At 69.9% G+C, this 17,943-nt stretch carries 20 protein-coding genes and 1 pseudogene; 10 read left to right on the top strand and 11 right to left on the bottom strand.

What is annotated here, in order from left to right; all coding sequences use genetic code 11:
* The first annotated feature begins 163 nt into the window (after positions 1 to 163).
* Positions 164 to 958 (top strand): response regulator transcription factor, encoded by a 795-nt coding sequence (locus tag OG496_RS51830; RefSeq protein WP_405975977.1) that lies wholly within the window; start codon positions 164 to 166, stop codon positions 956 to 958.
* Positions 959 to 1,553: 595 nt separating this feature from the next.
* Entirely contained in the window at positions 1,554 to 2,780 is a 1,227-nt protein-coding gene (locus OG496_RS51835) for a cysteine desulfurase-like protein (protein ID WP_405975978.1), read from the top strand.
* A 68-nt stretch (positions 2,781 to 2,848) separates the two neighbouring features.
* Here the strand turns inward: OG496_RS51835 and OG496_RS51840 are convergent, their stop codons facing one another.
* The 4 genes from OG496_RS51840 to OG496_RS51855 all read right to left on the bottom strand — a co-directional run bounded on the left by OG496_RS51840 (position 2,849) and on the right by OG496_RS51855 (position 4,081).
* Entirely contained in the window at positions 2,849 to 3,007 is a 159-nt protein-coding gene (locus OG496_RS51840; protein ID WP_405975979.1) for a hypothetical protein, read from the bottom strand.
* Between the two features lie 115 nt (positions 3,008 to 3,122).
* Positions 3,123 to 3,329 (bottom strand): SDR family NAD(P)-dependent oxidoreductase, encoded by a 207-nt coding sequence (locus tag OG496_RS51845; RefSeq protein WP_405975980.1) that lies wholly within the window; start codon positions 3,327 to 3,329, stop codon positions 3,123 to 3,125.
* Positions 3,326 to 3,454, bottom strand: a complete 129-nt coding sequence (locus tag OG496_RS51850) for a hypothetical protein (RefSeq protein ID WP_405975981.1) — start codon at positions 3,452 to 3,454, stop codon at positions 3,326 to 3,328. Before OG496_RS51850 ends, OG496_RS51845 begins: the two co-directional genes overlap by 4 nt.
* Positions 3,455 to 3,508: 54 nt before the next feature.
* Positions 3,509 to 4,081 (bottom strand): O-methyltransferase, encoded by a 573-nt coding sequence (locus tag OG496_RS51855; RefSeq protein WP_405975982.1) that lies wholly within the window; start codon positions 4,079 to 4,081, stop codon positions 3,509 to 3,511.
* A gap of 239 nt (positions 4,082 to 4,320) precedes the next feature.
* On the opposite strand from OG496_RS51855, the gene OG496_RS51860 reads away from it, so the two are divergent.
* The 4 genes from OG496_RS51860 (at position 4,321) to OG496_RS51875 (ending at position 7,648) form a co-directional block, all read left to right on the top strand.
* Positions 4,321 to 4,491: a hypothetical protein gene (locus tag OG496_RS51860; protein WP_405975983.1), complete on the top strand. Its 171-nt coding sequence runs from the start codon at positions 4,321 to 4,323 to the stop codon at positions 4,489 to 4,491.
* 11 nt (positions 4,492 to 4,502) lie between these two features.
* The gene (locus tag OG496_RS51865; protein WP_405975984.1) at positions 4,503 to 5,390 is read left to right on the top strand and encodes a sugar phosphate isomerase/epimerase family protein; all 888 of its coding nucleotides are present in this window, start codon (positions 4,503 to 4,505) and stop codon (positions 5,388 to 5,390) included.
* 142 nt (positions 5,391 to 5,532) lie between these two features.
* Positions 5,533 to 6,381, top strand: coding sequence for a sugar phosphate isomerase/epimerase family protein (locus tag OG496_RS51870; protein WP_405975985.1), 849 nt, complete (start codon positions 5,533 to 5,535; stop codon positions 6,379 to 6,381).
* Between the two features lie 247 nt (positions 6,382 to 6,628).
* Positions 6,629 to 7,648 carry a sugar ABC transporter substrate-binding protein gene (locus OG496_RS51875; protein WP_405975986.1) on the top strand — a complete coding sequence of 340 codons (1,020 nt, stop codon included), beginning with the start codon at positions 6,629 to 6,631 and terminating at the stop codon, positions 7,646 to 7,648.
* 98 nt (positions 7,649 to 7,746) lie between these two features.
* On the opposite strand, the pseudogene OG496_RS51880 reads toward OG496_RS51875, so the two are convergent.
* A pseudogene (locus OG496_RS51880) lies at positions 7,747 to 8,172 on the bottom strand (Gfo/Idh/MocA family oxidoreductase); the annotation flags it as partial.
* A gap of 22 nt (positions 8,173 to 8,194) precedes the next feature.
* Entirely contained in the window at positions 8,195 to 9,373 is a 1,179-nt protein-coding gene (locus tag OG496_RS51885) for a phytanoyl-CoA dioxygenase family protein (RefSeq protein WP_405975987.1), read from the bottom strand.
* Positions 9,374 to 9,482: 109 nt separating this feature from the next.
* On the opposite strand from OG496_RS51885, the gene OG496_RS51890 reads away from it, so the two are divergent.
* On the top strand, positions 9,483 to 10,529 hold the full coding sequence (locus OG496_RS51890; protein ID WP_405975988.1) for a LacI family DNA-binding transcriptional regulator: 1,047 nt from the start codon (positions 9,483 to 9,485) through the stop codon (positions 10,527 to 10,529).
* Positions 10,530 to 10,557: 28 nt separating this feature from the next.
* On the opposite strand, the gene OG496_RS51895 is transcribed toward OG496_RS51890, so the two are convergent.
* The 5 genes from OG496_RS51895 to OG496_RS51915 all read right to left on the bottom strand — a co-directional run bounded on the left by OG496_RS51895 (position 10,558) and on the right by OG496_RS51915 (position 14,448).
* Entirely contained in the window at positions 10,558 to 11,133 is a 576-nt protein-coding gene (locus OG496_RS51895; RefSeq protein ID WP_405975989.1) for a YbhB/YbcL family Raf kinase inhibitor-like protein, read from the bottom strand.
* A complete protein-coding gene (locus OG496_RS51900; protein ID WP_405975990.1) occupies positions 11,130 to 11,696 on the bottom strand; it encodes a cysteine hydrolase family protein in 567 nt (188 codons plus the stop codon). The genes OG496_RS51895 and OG496_RS51900 overlap by 4 nt, the downstream gene beginning before the upstream one ends.
* Positions 11,697 to 11,763: 67 nt before the next feature.
* Entirely contained in the window at positions 11,764 to 13,521 is a 1,758-nt protein-coding gene (locus OG496_RS51905; RefSeq protein WP_405975991.1) for an MFS transporter, read from the bottom strand.
* A 29-nt stretch (positions 13,522 to 13,550) separates the two neighbouring features.
* A complete protein-coding gene (locus OG496_RS51910) occupies positions 13,551 to 13,994 on the bottom strand; it encodes a MarR family winged helix-turn-helix transcriptional regulator (RefSeq protein WP_405975992.1) in 444 nt (147 codons plus the stop codon).
* A 76-nt stretch (positions 13,995 to 14,070) separates the two neighbouring features.
* Positions 14,071 to 14,448, bottom strand: coding sequence for a hypothetical protein (locus tag OG496_RS51915; protein WP_405975993.1), 378 nt, complete (start codon positions 14,446 to 14,448; stop codon positions 14,071 to 14,073).
* A gap of 133 nt (positions 14,449 to 14,581) precedes the next feature.
* Here OG496_RS51915 and OG496_RS51920 point away from each other — a divergent pair, with 133 nt between their 5' ends.
* The 3 genes from OG496_RS51920 to OG496_RS51930 all read left to right on the top strand — a co-directional run bounded on the left by OG496_RS51920 (position 14,582) and on the right by OG496_RS51930 (position 17,939).
* Complete coding sequence (locus OG496_RS51920) at positions 14,582 to 15,778, top strand: sensor histidine kinase (protein ID WP_405975994.1); 1,197 nt, start codon at positions 14,582 to 14,584, stop codon at positions 15,776 to 15,778.
* A 50-nt stretch (positions 15,779 to 15,828) separates the two neighbouring features.
* Positions 15,829 to 16,410 carry a LuxR C-terminal-related transcriptional regulator gene (locus OG496_RS51925; protein ID WP_405976870.1) on the top strand — a complete coding sequence of 194 codons (582 nt, stop codon included), beginning with the start codon at positions 15,829 to 15,831 and terminating at the stop codon, positions 16,408 to 16,410.
* Positions 16,411 to 16,682: 272 nt separating this feature from the next.
* Positions 16,683 to 17,939: an MFS transporter gene (locus OG496_RS51930; RefSeq protein WP_405975995.1), complete on the top strand. Its 1,257-nt coding sequence runs from the start codon at positions 16,683 to 16,685 to the stop codon at positions 17,937 to 17,939.
* Positions 17,940 to 17,943: the final 4 nt, after the last annotated feature.

Below are 17,943 nucleotides of genomic sequence, written 5' to 3' on the forward strand. Positions count from 1 at the left end.
ATCCGCCTGTCCCCCGCGCAGGCGGATCCGTACCGTCAACTCCCTTGATCCATACGGTCGCAGGCGCTGCCGGAACGCTGTGAATTCTGCCGGGCGGCGTGGCTGTGGTGGTATGGGGAGAAGTACGTACGCGGACGTGACACACGCGGGATCGTGAGGGCGTATGACGGGCGGGCCGGCCGGGGCGTACGAACGCATGCTCGCGGTCGCGGTGGCGGCTCTGCACGAACGGGAACCCGAGCGGTTGTGGCCGCTGGTCGCCGCGGCCCTGCCGGGGCTGTGCGGCGGCGACGCGCTGATCTACAAACTCGGCGAGTGGACGGACCGGACCGGGTCGATGGGGCTCTCGCCCGGCGCCGCGGCGCATCTCGGGCGGATCGACGACATCGGGGACGAGTCGATGGCGGTGCTGCGCAGGGGTTACCCCTTCGCGGACCACTACGCCGCGGCCGGTGCCGTCCGCCGACCCGGGACCGCGCACCGGATGGCCGGGAGGGGGTGGGCGCGCAGCCGCACCGCGGGGACGATCAGCCGCTTGATGGACGCCGACCACGTCCTGGCGATACCCCTGCCCGGCACGACCACGCCGGTCACCGGCTGCCTCGTCTACCGCGGCGGTGCCGACTTCACCGAGGACCACGTCCGGGCCGCCGAGCAGCTGCAGCCCCTGCTGGCCGGCGTGGAGCAGCAGCGACAACTTCTTGAACGGTTGCGCGCGACGACGGCACCGCCGGAGGCGGCAGCGGACTCCCGGCTCACCCCTCGGCAGGTCACCGTCCTCCTTCTGCTCGCCGACGCCCTCACGGCCTCGGCCATCGCCCACCGGCTGGGCATCTCCGTACGCACGGTCCACAAACACGTCGAGAGTCTGTATCGGAAGCTGGGTACGCGCGATCGCGTGAGCACAGTGTTGCGGGCGCAGGAGATCGGGTTGTTGCCGAGGCGGGTGAGGCGTTGAGGCCCCGGGCTGTTGCTTCGACGGGGTGCTCAATCGGTGTTGGGGGAAGGGAGTTATCGGTGTCGGGGGCTTGGGGCCGTCTCGTGGGTGCGGGTCGGTGGGGGCTGGCCGCGCAGTTCCCCGCGCCCCTGAAAGACCTGGCTTCGCCGGTCTCCGTGGGGTGTGCCTGCGTGGTGGAGTCGCGTGTTGAGGCCGGGTTGCGCCGGTCTCCGTGGGGTGTGCCCGCGCGGCGGAGTCGCATGTTGACGTAGCCCCGCGCTGCTATGGGATCTGTCTGTGCCGGTCTCCGAGGGGTGTGCCTGCGCGGTGGAGTCGTGTGTTGGCACTGCCCCGGGCCTCCACAAGACCGGGCTGCGCCGGTCTCCGAGTGGCGCGCCTGTGCGGTGGAGCCGCACATCGACACAGCTCCGCGCCGCTGCGGAGCGTCGGGACGTGTCGTGGAGTACCAACCCCAACGCGTGCAGGCCGCTGACATCCGCGCCGGACGGGACACCGAGCGCCCCGCCCGCTGCCCCGAACCCCGCCGATGTCCGATGATCGTCGTGGACATCCGGGGCCCCGAGGCCCGCACACGGCATCGACAGGAGCTCACTCCGTGGCCTACGACATCTCCGCCCTGCGCGCCCTGTTCCCCGCTCTGAGTGGCGGGCCGGCCCACTTCGACGGGCCTGGCGGTACACAGACGCCCCGGCCGGTCATCGAGGCCATCACCCGGGCGTTGGCGAACCCGCTGTCGAACCGTGGCCAGGTGACCGCGGGGGAGCGCAATGCCGATGCCATCGTCACCGGGGCGCGCGAGGCCATGGCCGATCTCCTCGGGGCGCAGGCCTCGGGGATCGTCTTCGGCCGCAGCGCCACCCAGCTCACCTACGACTTCGCCCGCACCCTCGCCGCGACCTGGTCGCCCGGAGACGAGGTCGTCGTCACCCGCCTCGACCACGATGCCAACATCCGCCCCTGGATCCAGGCCGCCGAGCGGGTCGGTGCCACCATCCGCTGGGCGGACTTCGACCCCGCGACCGGCGAACTCACCCTGGACCACCTCCGCGCCGCCCTGTCCGACCGCACCCGGCTGGTCGCCGTCACCGCCGCCTCCAACCTGATCGGCACCCGGCCCGCGATCACCGAGATGTCCCGGCTGGCACATGGGGTAGGGGCCCTGGTGCACGTCGACGGGGTTCACTACACCGCGCACGCCCTCGTCGACATCGGCGAACTCGGCGCGGACTTCTTCGTGTGCTCGCCGTACAAGTTCCTCGGCCCGCACCACGGCGTCCTCGCGGCCCGGCCCGAGCTGCTCGAAACCCTGCGACCGGACAAGCTCCTGCCGTCCTCCGACGCGGTTCCGGAACGCTTCGAACTCGGCACCCTGCCCTACGAGTTGCTCGTCGGGACGAGCGCCGCGGTCGACGTCCTGGCCGGGCTCGACACGGACGCCGGCGGCAGTCGCCGCGAGCGTCTGGCAGCGAGCCTCGCCGCGCTCCACGAGCACGAGGAAACCCTGCGTACGCGCATCGACCAGGGGCTCGCAGCCCTGGACGGGATCACCGTCCACTCGAAGGCGGCCGACCGGACGCCCACTGTGCTCCTGACCCTGGACGAAGCCTTGGGCGCACAGGGCACGCAGGACGCCTCCCGCTTCCTGGCGGAACGGGACGTGTACGCGCCCTCCGGCTCCTTCTACGCCATCGAGGCCTCCCGTCGGCTCGGCCTGGGCGACTCCGGCGGCCTGCGGATCGGCCTCGCGCCCTACACCAGCGTCGAGGACGTCGACCGGCTCCTCGCCGGTCTGGAACTGTTCCTGAAGCGGGCGCCTCACTGAGACTCGGGTCCATGACGGAGACGGGAGATGGGTGTCTGAACTGCCCTGGTGCGCGGGCCAGTTGGCCCTCAGCAGGCTCCGGGCACCACCGCGTCCCGCGGCGGGAAGTCCGCGCCGACGGTGACCTCCCGCCAGCTGTCGAAGGCGGGCCTGAGGGAGTCGAGCTTGGCGGGGGCGGTGGCGATGTCGTACGCGACCCGGCCCAACAGGAGCCGCGACGGGGGCACTTCGGCCGTGACCGCGTCGATGACGGCGGCCAGCGCCGCGCGGGCCGGGTCGCCGGGCCGGTTGCCGTAGGTGGCCAGGGTGCTGGTGTGCCGGGTGCCCGCGGTGGGGCCGTAGTCATCGATGGTCGTGGCGGACTGGCGTATGGAGGGCCCCGACCAGTTGGGTGCGGAAGGCGGCGGGCTCGACGGTCGTCACGTTGACGCTCAGCGGTGCGAGTTCGGCGGCGAGCGACTCGGAGAGGCCCTCCATCGCGCACTTGGAGACGTGGTAGGAGCCGGTGGCGCCGAACCTGACCAGACCGCCGAGCGAGGAGAGGTTCACGATGTGACGGCCCGCCGGGCGCGCATGTCCGGCAGTACGGCCTTCGTGGTGTCGACCAGGCTGAACACGTTGGTGTCGAACAGGGCGCGCCTCAGCAACAGGGCGGCCGCCAGGGCCCGCAGCACCTGGGAGGAGGGAGAAGGTGGCCCTGGTGCAACCCACCCTCCGCGGCGCGGGCCTCAGGGGCGGCGTGCGGCGACCACCGCTGACGTGGACGGTGTGGTGAGTACTTCGGTCGCGTCGAGGGCCGGGTGCGTGAGGTAGAACAGGCGCAGCTCGTCGACCTCGTCGCCGTGACGTGGTGGCCAGTGTGGTGACGGGGTGAAGTCGTCCAGGACGAGGAGGCCACCGGGGGCGAGGAGGCCGACGACCCGCTCGGGGTCCTCGCGTTTTCCACCGCCGTCGCAGAAGAAGACGTCGAAGGGGGCGTGCCGCTCCAGCAGTCGCCAGTCCCCGGTGAGGACAGTGACGCGGTCGTCGTCCGCGAAGACACCGGCCGCCCGACGGGCCAGCTCCTCGTCACGCTCCACGGTGACCAGACGGGCCCCGGCGCCGAGCCCGCTGTGCAGCCAGGCGGTACCCACGCCCGTGCCGGTGCCGCTCTCCGCGACGACCCCGTGCGGTTTCGAGGCGGCGGTCAGCTTGAGCAGCCTGCCGACCTCGGGGATACAGCTCCACGTGAAGCCCAGCTCGGTGGCGACACGCTCCGCGGCCACCACACGGGACGGAACGGCCCGCTCTGCCATGAGCACGGACTCCCTTCAGTACGGACTCGCCTCATCGGGGTGCACGTGAAGCTATCCGTCGACAGCTGCCGTCCGTCAAGTACGGATGAGGGAAAAAGACGTGCCCAATGAAGGATTAATGATGGTTTTCACCTCTTCAACAATGCCCTGCGCCGCACCTACCGTTACGCCCATGTGAACGGCCCGGCGACCGACTGATCAGCGCGCTTGTGGTCGGCCATGACGGTTTCTGGAGGGAGAGGGCGATGGAGCCTGCGGTGGACCCGGCGGTGGTCGGCCTCGCCATGACCCCGCACCTCGCCACCGCCTCCGGGACGGTGACGCGCGCCTACGACCCGTTCAGCCTGCCTCCAGCCGCCGCCCGCTCATCCCGACGTGGTTCCCACCCCTCGTCCCACCCCGACCGGAATCTCTGAAAGGCCACAGCATGACCACCTCCCCCCAAAACAGGATCGCCGGTGCCCCCATCTCCTGGGGTGTGTGCGAAGTCCCCGGCTGGGGCTACCAGTTGACGCCCGAGCGGGTACTGAACGAGATGCGCGAGGTCGGCCTGGCCGCCACCGAGTTCGGCCCCGAGGGGTTCCTGCCCGCCGAGCCGGGCGCCATGGCCCGCACCCTCGCCGACCACGACCTGCACGCGGTCGGCGGCTTCACCCCGCTGCTGCTGCACGTGCCCGGACACGACCCGCTGCCCGAGGCCGAACAACTCCTGGCGGGCTACGACGCCTCGAAGGCGGAGGTGCTGGTCCTGTCCGCCGTCACCGGCCAGGACGGCTACGACTCGCGCCCCGAACTCGACGCCGACGGCTGGAAGTTGCTGCTGTCGAACCTCGACCGGCTCGCCGCGCTGGCCGCCGAACGCGGTGTCCGCGCCGTCCTGCACCCGCACGTAGGCACGATGATCGAGAACGGCGACGAGGTCCGGCGCGTCCTGGAGCACTCGGCGATCTCCCTCTGCCTCGACACCGGCCACCTCCTCATCGGCGGCACCGACCCCGCAGAGCTCACCCGGCAGGCCCCCGAGCGCATCGCCCACACCCACATGAAGGACGTGGACGCCTCCCTCGCCGCCAAGGTTCAGGACGGACAGCTCAGCTACACCGACGCCGTGCGCAAGGGTATGTACCGCCCGCTCGGCGCGGGGGACGTGGACGTCCAGGCCATCGTCACCCACCTCAGCGCCCGCGGCTACGACGGCTGGTACGTCCTCGAACAGGACACCATCCTCACCGAGGAGCCCAAGGCGAAGGGCCCGGTCGAGGACGTATGGGCCAGCGCCGAGCACCTGCGTTCGGTGCTGCGCGGTGTCGCATAGCCGCATTCGGGCCTGATGTGCTTTTGATGTGTTCTGAGGGATTGACCTATGAGCGAGGGCCGTCTCAGAATGCCGAAGCGATCGGGTGCCGTGTCTTTGTGAACTTGAGGAATCCGAAACACGAGGAATCCAGGAAACGGAAATGACCGCTGACCAATTTCTGGCCACGTGCTGGACCACGGCGGGCGACGCGGCTCCCGACGAGGCGGATCAACGCAGTCCGCTGAATCTGCGGGACCGGGTGGAGGCGGCGCGCGACGCCGGATTCACCGCCTTCGGACTGCTGTACGCGGACCTGGTGGAGGCCGAGCGCGAGTACGGGATCGCCGGGATCCGGTCCCTCTTCGAGGACAACGGGATCAGCCATGTCGAATTGGAACTGCTGACCGACTGGTGGGCCGACGGACCACGGCGGGCCGCGTCGGACACCGCCCGGGTCGGCATGCTGCGAGCCATCGAGGCGCTCGGTGCCCGCACCTTCAAGATCGGCCCCGACGTGGCGGACGAACCCTGGGAACTCGACGTCTGGGCCAAGGAGTTCGCCGTACTGGCCGCGCAGGCCGACGGGGTGGGCGCCCGCCTCGGGGTAGAACCGCTGCCCTGGTCCAACCTCAGGACCGTGCACGACGGCCTACGGCTCGTGGAGGCCGCCGGCCACCCGGCGGGGGGCCTCATCATCGACGTCTGGCACACCGAGCGCGCCCACACCCCACCAGCCGAGCTGGCGGACGTGCCGGGTGCGCGGATCGTGGGCGTGGAGCTCAACGACGCCGACAGCCAGGTCGTCGGCACGCTCTTCGAGGACACCGTCCACCGCCGTCTCCTGTGCGGAGAGGGCTCGTTCGACCTGCCGGGCATCGTCGACGCACTCCGTACGGCCGGTTTCCGAGGCCCTTGGGGCGTGGAGATCCTGTCCGACGCGCACCGCGCGCTGCCGGTGCGGGAGGCCGCGGCGGCGGCATATCGGAGTGCCGCGGCACTCGTGAACTGAAAAGGGCCACAGGGGTGGCGGGAGCGAAACCACGGTCGTTCCCGCCGCCCCTGTTTTCATTTCCATTTCGGTGTACGGGACACGTTTTGGCGGCCGTCGGGAAATTGTTCAGACATCTTGTCGTGATGGACAAATGATGTAACTGCAAGCGTTGACCCCGGGATGACGTGACGGTTCTATCTCGTCATAAGCAACAGCCGTGTTAACGACGTGTGATCCGCCGCAGTCACAGTGAGGTGCCGGAAAGATGGACCGTACATCCCACCCCTGCTCCCGCAGAATCGTCCCCGTTGTCGCGGCGGCCGCAGCCGCCGCACTGCTTGTGGCCGGCTGCTCCAGCAGCTCCGGAGGCAAGCAGTCCGCGGAGGACACCTCCGGTGTCTCGGCCGGCAAGGCCACCACTCCCCGTATGACGGTCGCGATGATCACGCACGCGGCGCCCGGTGACACCTTCTGGGACACGATCCGCAAGGGCGCCCAGGCCGCCGCCGCCAAGGACAACGTCAAGCTGATCTACTCGTCCGACCCCAACGGCCCCAACCAGTCGAACCTGGTGCAGAACGCGATCGACCAGAAGGTCGACGGCATCGCGGTCACTCTCGCCAAGCCGGACGCCATGAAGGCCGTCGTCGCCAAGGCCGAGCAGGCCGGCATCCCCGTCGTCGGCTTCAACACCGGTGTGCAGGACTGGAAGAAGCAGGGTCTGCTCGAATACTTCGGCCAGGACGAGAGCATCGCCGGCGAGGCATTCGGTCGCAAGCTCAACGAAGCCGGTGCCAAGCACACCGTCTGCGTGATCATGGAACAGGGGCAGGTGGCCCTGGAGGCCCGCTGCGCCGGCGTGAAGAAGACGTTCAGCGGCAAGACCGACATCCTCTACGTCAACGGCACGGACATGCCGTCGGTGAAGTCGACGATCACCGCCAAGCTCACGCAGGACAAGACCATCGACTACGTGACGACGCTCGGCGCCCCGTTCGCGATGACCGCCATCCAGTCCATCGCCGACGCCGGCAGCAAGGCCAAGCTCGCTACGTTCGACCTCAACAAGGACGCGGTCGGCGCCATCAAGGCCGGCAAGATCCAGTGGGCCATCGACCAACAGCCTTACCTCCAGGGCTACTTGGCCGTCGACTCGCTGTGGCTCTACAAGACGAACGGCAACTACAGCGGCGGCGGCCAGGCCCCCGTGCTGACCGGCCCGGCCTTCGTCGACAAGACCAACGTCGCCAAGGTCGCCGAGTTCGCCGCCAAGGGAACGCGGTGACGCTCACGACCCCGCTTACGGCACCGGCGACGGACTCCCCGTCGCCGGCTCCGCCGGTCTCACAGACGGGCGGCCGGATCTCTGAACGGCCCCTGCCGCTACGGTTGTTGGCGCGTCCTGAGGCGCACCTCTTCGAGTCGTACGGGACGGTGTTCGTGCAGCGACAGGGTGCACACCTCGGCGATCCGGCTCGCCTCGACGGCGTCGGCGACCGTGCGCGGGGAGGTACGGGTGCCGGCCACCACCTCGGTGAACGCGGTGAGTTCGGCGCGGTAGGCGGCGGCGAACCGGTCCATGAAGAAGGTGTGCGGAGTGCCGGCCGGGAACGTCGCGCCCGGGTCCACGGACCGTAGCGGCAGCTTGTCCTCCAGGCCGACCGCGATGCTGTCCTTCATACCGAGCAGTTCGAGGCGTACGTCGTGACCGCGGGCTTTGTGGCGGGAGTTGGAGACGACGGCGATGGTGCCGTCGTCGAGGGTGAGCAGACTGGACGCGGTGTCGACGTCACCCGCGTCACGGATGTGATGTGTCCTTTTCGGTTTCGGCTCAGCTCTGGCGGCGCTTGGCGGCGGCCTGCAGTTCGTGGCGCAGCCTCTCCGGGTCCCACTCCTTCGCGACGGCCTGCCGGAGGGTGTCCGCCTGTGAGGGCGGGGCGAGACCCTCGACCGGCGGGTCGAGGTCGAGGTTGGTGGGGAAGGGGTAGCCCTCGGCGGTGGCGGCGATCACGCGGCGCAGCCAGTCCTCGGAGACGCCCTCGGCCTTGCGGCTCAGCAGCACCGGGAACAGGGCGTTCGCCATCGCCTCGCGGTCCACCGTCTCCATGGCACGCCCGAAGGCGGAGGAGACCTGGAGCAGATTGGCCATGCGCTTGATGCCGGCCGAGCGGTTGTGCCCGGCGGCGTGGAAGAGCGCCGGGTTGAAGAAGACCGCGTCGCCCTTCTCCAGGGGGAGTTGGACGTGGTGCGCGCCGAAGTACTCGACGAACTGCGGGAGCCGCCAGGCGAGATAGCCGGGCTCGAACTTCTGCGAGTGCGGCAGATAGAGCGTCGGGCCGGACTCGACGGGCATGTCGCAGTGGGCCACCGCGCCCTGGAGGGTCAGCACCGGGGAGAGCCGGTGGACGTGCGCGGGATAGGCCGCCGCCTGCTCCTGGGAGAGGAAACCGAGGTGGTAGTCGCGGTGCACGTTCTGCGCCGCGCCCCCCGGGTTGACCACGTTGACCTGCGAGGTGACCTGGTAGGCGGGGCCGAGCCAGGCCTCGGAGATCAGCTCCAGGATGTCGTTGGCGTAGTAGTCGGCGAACGCCTCGGGTGCCCGTACGGCCACCTTGTCCAGGGCGTTCCAGACGCGGTCGTTCGCGCCGGGCTTGGCGAAGTGGTCACCGCGTCCCGCACCGCTCGCGCGCTCCTCCTCGATCAGCGCGCGGAAGGCGTCCGACGCCCGGTCCACGACGGCCTCGTCCGGGAAGGCGCCCTTGAGGACCACGATGCCGGGCCCGTCGAGCAGCGCCCCCACCAGCTCGCTCTGCACGTCCCGGCGGCCCTCGGCGGTGGCCGCGAGAGCACGGAGCCGGGCGCTGTCGTAGAGCGGGACGTTCTGCTCGACGCGCTCGGCCGAGGGATGGTCGGCGATGTCGGTGCGCTGCTCCACGAGTGAGCGGAACGCGTCGAGATCGCAGTCCGCCTCGGTCAGCCAGGTCCGCGTCCTTGCGGTGATGGGAGACATCCGGGTCCCTTTCGCTGTCAGTGCGTTTCTGCCAGTCTTGATAAAATAAACCCATCATTCAATGCCTCTCACTCCATCAAAAGTGCATCATCGGTCTGGGGGATCACTCATGCGACATCAGTACCCGATCAGGGAAATCGCCCGCCAGGCCGGGCTGAGCACGGCCACTGTCGACCGTGTCCTCAACCAGCGGGGCAATGTCACGGAGAGCACCATCAGGGAGGTGCAGGAAGCCATCAAGGACCTGGACCGTCAGCAGAGCCAGGTCCGGCTCGGCGGCCGCACCTTCATGATCGACATCGTGATGCAGACACCGGAGCGGTTCTCCACCGCCGTACGGGACGCGCTCGAAGCCGAACTGCCCTCCCTGCACCCCGCGTTGGTGCGTTCGCGCTTCCACTTCCGCGAGACCTGCCCGCCCGCCGAACTGACCGCGACGCTGGACGGGATCGCGAAGCGCGGCTCGCAGGGCGTGATCCTCAAGGCCCCCGACGAGCCGGAGATCGCCGCCGCCGTCGGGCGGCTGGTCGCGGCCGGTATCCCCGTCGTCACCCTGGTGACCGATCTGCCCCACAGCGCACGCCTGGCCTACGTCGGCATCGACAACCGCGCGGCCGGCGCCACCGCCGCCTACCTCCTCGGACAGTGGCTGGGCAGGCGGCCCGGCAATGTGCTCACCACCATCAGCCGGGGCTCCTTCCGGGGCGAGGAGGAACGCGAGATGGGCTTCCGCAGCGCGATGCGCCTCGCCGACCCCAGGCGGTCCCTGGTCGAGGTCACCGACAGCGACGGCCTGGACGCCACCCAGCACGAGCTGGTCCTGGAGGCACTGAAACGGGACGAGGAGATCATCGCCGTGTACTCGGCGGGCGGCGGCAACCTCGCCACCCTCGACGCCTTCGAGGCGCTGGGCCGGGAGTGCGCGGTGTTCATCGCCCACGACCTGGACCACGACAACACCCGGCTGCTGCGCGAGCGCCGCCTGTCCGCAGTCCTCCACCACGACCTGCGCCAGGACATGCGCCGCGCCTGCCAGATCGTCATGCGCGCCCACAAGGCCCTCCCCGACGACGGCCCGACACTGCCCTCGGCGATCCAGGTGGTCACCCCGTTCAACCTGCCGCCGGGGGCACCGTCCGTACCGGTCGTCGACTGAACTGGGCGCACGGTGTGGGGCGTTGGGGTCAGCGCTCGTAGACGCCGGTCAGGCGGCCTCGGCCGAGGACGGATGCCGTGATCGTTGGCAGGAGGGCGCGGGGGCGTGCCCGGTCCACCGGCGTTGTGCCGGAGGCGCTGTCCACGGCGACCGAGAGGGCGAACAGTTGGAACACGTAGCGGTGCGGGCCGTGGCCTTTGATGGGCGCGGGACCGTGATAACCCCGTCCGATGGTGGACCGGAGGATCCGTACCCCGGGGCCGGGATGCTGCGCGGCCAGGGCACCGGGTTCCAGATGTTCGGCTGCCGACGGGTTGATCAGCGCGAGGCAGTGCACGGCCGGCTTGGCCATGGGGACGTCGATGTCCTCTACGACCAGGAGGAGTTGGGCGGTGCCGGGCGGGAGTGGGGCCCAGGTCAGGTGAGGGGACAGGTCGTCGCCGCCGATCTGCTTCGCGCAGTGCTTCAGTGACATGCCGTCGCCGTCGCCGAAGTCCTGGCTGGTGAGCGTCAGTTGCTCGGGGCCTTGGAGGTTGGGCAGGTTCCACGCCATGTGGGCGTCGCCTGCTCTGCGGTTCTTCAGGAGTCGGCCGAGCAGGGTCATCGGGTCGCCTCCAGCATGTCGACGACGTCGGCGGTGGTCGCGGTCTCGCCGAGCTTGGGGAAGATGCGCTCGACGCTGTGGCGATGGGCCTCGGGATCGGGATCGCCCATGGCGTCGGTGGCCAGGACGACGTGATAGCCGTGGTCGGAGGCCGAGCGTGCCGTCGACTCGACGCCCGAGCTGGTCGCGATGCCGGTGAGCACGACCTGCGTGACGCCCAAGTCCCGCAGGAGCGTGTCGAGTCCGGTGTCGTGGAACGCGCTGCGCCGCCGCTTGGTGACCAGGTGGTCGGTCGGCTGTACGTCGAGTTCGTCGATGAGGTCGGCCCAACCGGCGCGCGGCGTAGGGGCGTTGGCGGACCGTCCGCTGTCGGTACGTCCCGGCGCGCGGCCGGTGACGTTGACCAGGATCACGGGGAGGCCGTGGCGCCGGAACTCGGTGGCCAGGTGGGTCGCCTGCTTGACGGCGGTGGTGGTCGGATCGTCGGTGAGGGCCGAGACGATGCCCTTCTGCAGGTCGATCACGACGAGCGCGGACGCGGGGTCGATCGTTGTCAGTGGCATGGGGGTTGCTCGCTTCTCCTGTGCGTGTCGGCCGGTCTGCTGAGGGTGGGGAAGGGGGGCAGTAGGCCTACCTGTCCGGTCGGGCGAGCGTGTCGCCGGTGGCGGCCTTGCGCGGCCCCGGTGCCTTGGCCGTGGGGCCTGCGCCGGCGCCGCGCAGCAGGGAGGCGATCGCGGCGAGGAAGGCGAGGGTGGCGCCGAAGGCGAACACGATGACCAGGCCGGAGTGGAAGGGCCCGGATATCAGGCTCGGGAAGAACTCGCTGCCGGTCAGGGTGTGTTGCTGCGCCGCCGTCAGATGGGTCAGGACTCCGCTGGGCTGGAGCAGATGCTGGATCGGGTTGACGCCCAGCTGCGCTGCGAACAGGGACGAGACCGGGGGCAGCCCGCCGACCTGCGCGGCCAAGTGGGCCGGTACGCCCTGCTGTTGCAGTCCCGCGGTGAGGGTGTGCGGGAGGCTCCTGGCCAGCCCGGCGATCATCAGGGAGAAGAACACGCCGATGGAGACTGCGGTGCCGGAGTTCTGGAAGGTGGCGCGCATGCCGGAGGCGACACCGCGCAACCGGGCGGGCACACTGCCCATGATCGAGGAGGAGTTGGGGGAGGCGAACATCCCGCTGGCGATCCCGTTGAGCGCGATCAGCACCGCGAAGATCCAGTAACTGAAGTCGATCGGCAGGCACATCAGGCCCAGGAAGGTGGCGCCGAACAGCGCCGCACCGCCGGTGGCCAGCCCCCGGGAACCGAGCTGGTCCGACAGATACCCGGAGACCGGGCCCGCGGCGAGGAAGCCCGCGGTCAGCGGCAGCATGAAGATGCCGGCCCACAGCGGGGTGTCGCCGTAGTCGTAGCCGTGCAGCGGGAGCCAGATGCCCTGGAGCCAGATGATCAACACGAACTGCATTCCGCCCCGGCCGATCGAGATGGCCAGGCCCGCCAAGTTGCCGAAGGTGAAGGCCCGTTGGCGGAAGAGGCTCAGCTGGATCATCGGTGCGGAGACGCGGTTCTCGATGACGACGAAGGCCGCCAGGAGGAGCAGTCCGCCGGCTATCAGGACGTCGACCAGCGGGTTGGTCCAGCCCATGGTGTGGCCGCCGTAGGGCTGGAGGCCGAAGGTGATGGCGATGAGGGTGGCGCTGAGGCCCACCGCGAAGGTGATGTTGCCCCACCAGTCGATGCGGCCGCCGTCGTGCTTGGCGGTCTCGCGGAGGGTGCGGTACGCCCACACCGTGAAGAACACGCCGACGGGGACGTTCACCCAGAACACCGCCCGCCAGTCCCAGGCCGACAGCAGACCGCCGGCGACCAGACCGATGAACATCCCGCCCAGGGCGGCGACTTGGTTGATGCCGAGGGCGAAGCCGCGCTGTTCCTCGGGGAACGCGTCGGTGAGGATCGCGGCCGAGTTCGCGGTCAGCATCGAGCCGCCGACGGCCTGCAGCACCCGCCAGCCGATCAGCCACATCGCTCCGTGACCGCCGCCGAAGGGGTCGAAGGACAGCAGGACCGAGGCGAACGTGAAGACCGCGAACCCGGAGTTGTAGATCCGGACCCGGCCGTACATGTCGCCGAGCCGTCCCACCGTGACCACCAACACGGCCTGGACCAGCCGGTATCCCATGATCATCCACAGGAGATAGGCGATGTTGCCCGGCGCGAGCGGGTCGAGGTGGATGCCCCGGAAGATCGTCGGCAGGGCGATCAGCACGATGGAGCCGTCCAGCGCGGACATGAAGACCGCGGCGGTCGTGTTCGTCAGCGCCGTCCACTTGTACCGGTCGTCGGCGGCCGGGCTGCGCGGGGCGCGCGTCTTGGAAGAGTTTGTCATCGGTCTGCTTCCTCGTGGCTCCGTCGGCGTCAGATGTTCTGGGCCAGTCGCTCCAACAGCGGTGCGGCCGCGGCGAGTTGCTCCAGCTCCGTCGGGGTGAACGCACCGCCGGTCAAGGCTTGGGCCAGGAGTTCGGCCCGCGCGTTGCGCTTGTTCCGCAGCGCCTGCCGGCCCGCGTCGGTCACCGTCAGCACCGCGCGCCGGCCGTCGTCCGGATCCGGGCGGCGCTCGACGAGGCCACGGGTCCGGAGCGCGTTGAGCGTCGCCCCCATGGCCTGCGCGGTGATCTGTGCCTCCCGGGCGAGCGCGGACGAGGTCGTGGGGCCGGCGCGGTCCAGCCGCGACAGGGCGCTCCGCTCGGGCATGGTGAGGCCGCCCTCGACCGGCACTTGCCGGGCCCGCCGCACCAGCACGCCGATGCTCGCGAGCAGGGCGGAGGCGACAGCGTTCGGGTCCAGGTCGTCGTCGCTCATATACTAAGGCTACGTTATAAAGCAGCCTTAGTAAATTCCCCTGGTGCGCCCACTCTGAGCCTGTGCGCACTCTGAGCTAGGGCAACGACGGTGGCAGCGCGCGCAGGGCGTTCCATGCCACCGCCGTGCACAGGGCGGCGAGCGGCAGTTCGAGGCAGGCGGCCATCAGTACCGCCGCGAGGACCGCTCCGGGGCCGGCGGTCAGTACGTCGAACCAGGCGTCGACCGTCAGGAGGACGGCGGTGGCCGGGGCCACGGCGACCCGCCGCCGGTCGCAGCGGGCCAGTAACAGGCCCGTACCGACAAGGCCTATCGCCTCCATCGTGTCCAGGCCGACCCACGCCACGGGGTGGGCGCCGGCCACTCGCGCCAGCACGAAGATCCAGGGAATCAGGGCCAGTCCGGCGGCGGTGAGCACGCGAGCGGACCAGTTCCAGCAGGGTGTCGTTGTCATGGCGACAAGGCTTCTCGGGATGAACTCCCAGGTCAGTAACGTGGATTTCCGACCTGAGGGTGGTGCTGGGTACAGCCCGAAGCGGAAGCCAGCTGTATGTTCCGCGGGTCCGCGCGCGTTCTACGGTGTGCGCATGCCCCTTCTCACCGCACTGCGCGGCGTGCTCGCACGCGTGGGCCGTGCGATGGTCTTCAACGTCGCCGGTGTGCTGCTGCAGTTGCTTCCGCTCCTGCTGCTCGTGGAACCGTGGCTGGTCTTCGCCACCGGTGCACTGACCGCCGTCCAGCGCCGCAGGTTCGCGTCGCTCGCGGGCGTCGACATACCGCTGCTCCCGGTCGCGCAGCGCAGGCCCACACTCCGTGGAGCGATGAACTGGCTCCGCTCCGGGGGAACTTGGCGACAGCTCGCCTATCACCTGCTGATGGGGCCGTTGGTGTCGTGCGGGACGGTCGTCACCGTCGTGCTGTGGGCCTGGGGTGCGTTCGCGGGGACCGCTCTGGTGTGGATGTGGGGTGTGCCCCCTGAGCAGCGGCTGAAGTTCCTGGAGACTTCCACCGAGGCCGTTTACATCAACGCGTCTGGATTCGCTGCCCTGTTGGCCGCCACGTGGCTCACACTCGTCCTCGTTCGGATCGACACCCGTGCAGCCCTGGCCCTGCTGGGCCCCAGCCTGACCGAACAGCTCACGCGACGGGTCGAGGACCTCACCGAGAGCCGGGCCGGAGCGGTGGACGCCGCCGACACCGAACGCAGGCGCATAGAGCGGGACTTGCACGACGGGGCACAACAACGTCTGGTCTCCCTCGCCGTGAACCTCGGTATCGCCAGGGCGACACTCACCGACCTCCCCGACGAGGCCAGACAGGTCATCGACCAGGCCCACCGGGAGGCGAAGGAGGCGATCGACGAGCTGAACAACCTGGTGCGAGGCCTGCATCCGGCCGTCCTGGACGACCGGGGACTGGACGCGGCCCTGTCCGGCATCGCCGCGCGCGGCCCGCTGCCGGTGCGGCTGCGCGTCGACGTACCCCGGCGGCTCGCCCCGACCGTCGAGGCGGTCGCCTACTTCACCGTCTCGGAGGCGCTGGCCAACATCACCAAGCACGCTCCCGAGGCCTCCCGGGCGGACGTCACCGTCGAGATCCGCGACGGTAGGCTCCGGGTCACCGTCGCAGACGACGGTCCCGGCGGTGCCGACCCCGCTCACGGCTCCGGCCTGGCCGGACTCGCCCGCCGGGCGGCCTCCGTGGACGGCGCGTTCTCGATCAGCAGCCCCGCCGGAGGCCCGACCGTCATCACCGTGGAGTTGCCGTGCGCCGTCTCGCCGTGATCGCCGAGGACTCGGTCCTGCTCAGGATCGGCCTGGTCAAGGTGGTGGAGATGGCGGGCTACGAGGTCGCCGCCGAAGCCGGTGACGCCGACTCCCTGCTCGCCGCCGTCGCCGAACACCGCCCCGCCATCGCCGTCGTGGACGTCCGCATGCCGCCCGCCCAGTCCGACGAGGGGGTGCGCGCGGCCCTGGTCATCCGCCGCGAGTGGCCGACGACAGCAGTCCTGCTGCTCTCCCAGTACGTCGAAGAGCGGTACGCCGCCGACCTGTTGACGACGAACACCGGCGGCGTCGGCTATCTGCTCAAGCAACGCGTCGCCGACGTCGAGGACTTCGTCGACGCCCTCCGTCGCGTCGAGGCGGGCGGCACCGTCCTGGACCCCGAGGTCGTGGCCCAACTCCTCCTGCGCCGAGCCAGTGACCCACTGGACCGGCTGACCTCACGCGAACACGAGGTGCTGGCCCTGATGGCCGAGGGGCGCTCCAACTCCGGCATCGCCCGACAACTGGTCGTCAGCGACAGCGCGGTGGCCAAGCACATCAACAGCATCTTCACGAAACTCGATCTGCCGTCGGTCGACAGCGACCATCGCCGGGTGCTGGCGGTACTGCGGTTCCTGAGCGCGGGGTGAGCGATGTGCTCTGCGGAGGGCAGTAATCGGCTTTCCTACGAGGCCCCCGAGAGCTACTGTCCCAACCGCCAGTGACCGCCGAGATGTTGGAGCCCAGAGATGCCCGGTCGTCCGGGCGCGCGTTGACGGCATAGGCCGAGATCGGCCCGTCATCGCGTGCCGCCCTTGATGTCGCTGCGGCACAGCGAGCCTTCCCCTCCCCGCTCGAACCGTGGGCGCGTCCTTCGCGCGCAGGGTCGCGGGTCTCGTTGCCGGCAACTCAAAGGGTTCCTGTGCCGTCCACTTCGAACAATGACTTCCGCCGGCTCTGGCTGGGGCAGACAGTCTCCCAACTCGGCGAACAGACAAGCCTGGTGGTCCTACCGCTCTTCGCCGTCCTCACGCTCGACATCGGTGCCGGACAGTTGGGTGTCCTGCGCGCGGTGGAGCAGGCGCCGATCCTGCTGCTCTCGCTCCTCGTCGGCGCCTGGGTCGACGGATGGCGGACGCGCACGGTGATGGTGGTGGCCGACGTCGGCCGAACCCTGGTGCTGGGCGCGGCCGCCGTAGCCGGACTGCTCAACTCGCTCAGTCTGCCCGCCCTGTTCGCGCTGGTCTTCGTCGCCGGGGTCCTCTCCGTGTTCTTCGACGTGGCCTACCAAGCCTCTCTCGTAAGGCTGGTGACGTCCGATCAGTTGGTGCGGGGCAACAGTGTGTTGGAGGGCAGCCGGTCCGCCGCTCAGATCGGGGGGCCCGCCCTCGGCGGCGCGCTGGTGACCCTGCTGTCGGCGCCGGTCGCTGTCGCCTCCAGCGCGCTGTTCTTCGCGCTGTCGTTCCTGTCGGTCCGACGGATCCGCCGTACCGAGTCCGTCCCGGAGCGCTCGGAACGTTCCCCGCGCGTATGGCGGCGGGTCCACGAGGGACTCCGTTTCGTCGTCGGTGAGTCCTTGCTGTGGACCGTCTGCCTCGCCGCAGCCGCCTTTCAGTTCTTCTTCGCGGCGATGATGACCGTCTATCTGCTCTTCCTCCCCCGGGAACTGCACCTGTCGGGCACCGCCGTAGGCCTGGCGCTCGCGGCGACCGGTCCGGGCGCGCTCGTCGGCGCGCTGCTGGCCGCCCGGCTGCCGGGCCGGTTCGGATACGGCCGGGTGATCGTGGTCGCGGCGGCACTCGGCGACGGCGCGTTCGTGTGTGTGCCCACGCTGCACGGTTCGTCCGCGACGACGATGGCCGTCCTCCTCGCGGTCAACTTCGTGTTCGGGATTGCCGGGCAGTTGGTGAACGTCACGGTCATGGCCGTCCGGCAGGCCGTGACTCCCCACGGGTTGCAGGGGCGTGTGGCCGCGACGATCACGTTCGCCGGCATGGGGCTGACGCCGCTGGGCTCACTGTTCGGCGGGTTCCTCGCGCAGGAGTGGGGGCTGCGGACCGGCCTCCTCGTGACGGCCGTAGGCATGGTGCTGTCCCCGGTGGTGCTGGCGCTGTCCCCGCTCGCACGCCTGGGCGGGGATCTTGACGCTCTCGTACGTGATCGGCCCGGTGCCGAGTAGGGGA

Source organism: Streptomyces sp. NBC_00988, from assembly GCF_045162645.1.
GTDB lineage: Bacteria > Actinomycetota > Actinomycetes > Streptomycetales > Streptomycetaceae > Streptomyces.

Coding starts and splice junctions, on each gene's coding strand:
- OG496_RS51830 (WP_405975977.1), top strand. CDS start 164: ATGACGGGCGGGCCGGCCGGGGCGTACGAACGCATGCTCGCGGTCGCG.
- OG496_RS51860 (WP_405975983.1), top strand. CDS start 4,321: ATGGAGCCTGCGGTGGACCCGGCGGTGGTCGGCCTCGCCATGACCCCG.
- OG496_RS51865 (WP_405975984.1), top strand. CDS start 4,503: ATGACCACCTCCCCCCAAAACAGGATCGCCGGTGCCCCCATCTCCTGG.
- OG496_RS51870 (WP_405975985.1), top strand. CDS start 5,533: ATGACCGCTGACCAATTTCTGGCCACGTGCTGGACCACGGCGGGCGAC.
- OG496_RS51875 (WP_405975986.1), top strand. CDS start 6,629: ATGGACCGTACATCCCACCCCTGCTCCCGCAGAATCGTCCCCGTTGTC.
- OG496_RS51885 (WP_405975987.1), bottom strand. CDS start 9,373: ATGTCTCCCATCACCGCAAGGACGCGGACCTGGCTGACCGAGGCGGAC.
- OG496_RS51890 (WP_405975988.1), top strand. CDS start 9,483: ATGCGACATCAGTACCCGATCAGGGAAATCGCCCGCCAGGCCGGGCTG.
- OG496_RS51895 (WP_405975989.1), bottom strand. CDS start 11,133: ATGACCCTGCTCGGCCGACTCCTGAAGAACCGCAGAGCAGGCGACGCC.
- OG496_RS51900 (WP_405975990.1), bottom strand. CDS start 11,696: ATGCCACTGACAACGATCGACCCCGCGTCCGCGCTCGTCGTGATCGAC.
- OG496_RS51905 (WP_405975991.1), bottom strand. CDS start 13,521: ATGACAAACTCTTCCAAGACGCGCGCCCCGCGCAGCCCGGCCGCCGAC.
- OG496_RS51910 (WP_405975992.1), bottom strand. CDS start 13,994: ATGAGCGACGACGACCTGGACCCGAACGCTGTCGCCTCCGCCCTGCTC.
- OG496_RS51915 (WP_405975993.1), bottom strand. CDS start 14,448: ATGACAACGACACCCTGCTGGAACTGGTCCGCTCGCGTGCTCACCGCC.
- OG496_RS51920 (WP_405975994.1), top strand. CDS start 14,582: ATGCCCCTTCTCACCGCACTGCGCGGCGTGCTCGCACGCGTGGGCCGT.
- OG496_RS51925 (WP_405976870.1), top strand. CDS start 15,829: ATGGCGGGCTACGAGGTCGCCGCCGAAGCCGGTGACGCCGACTCCCTG.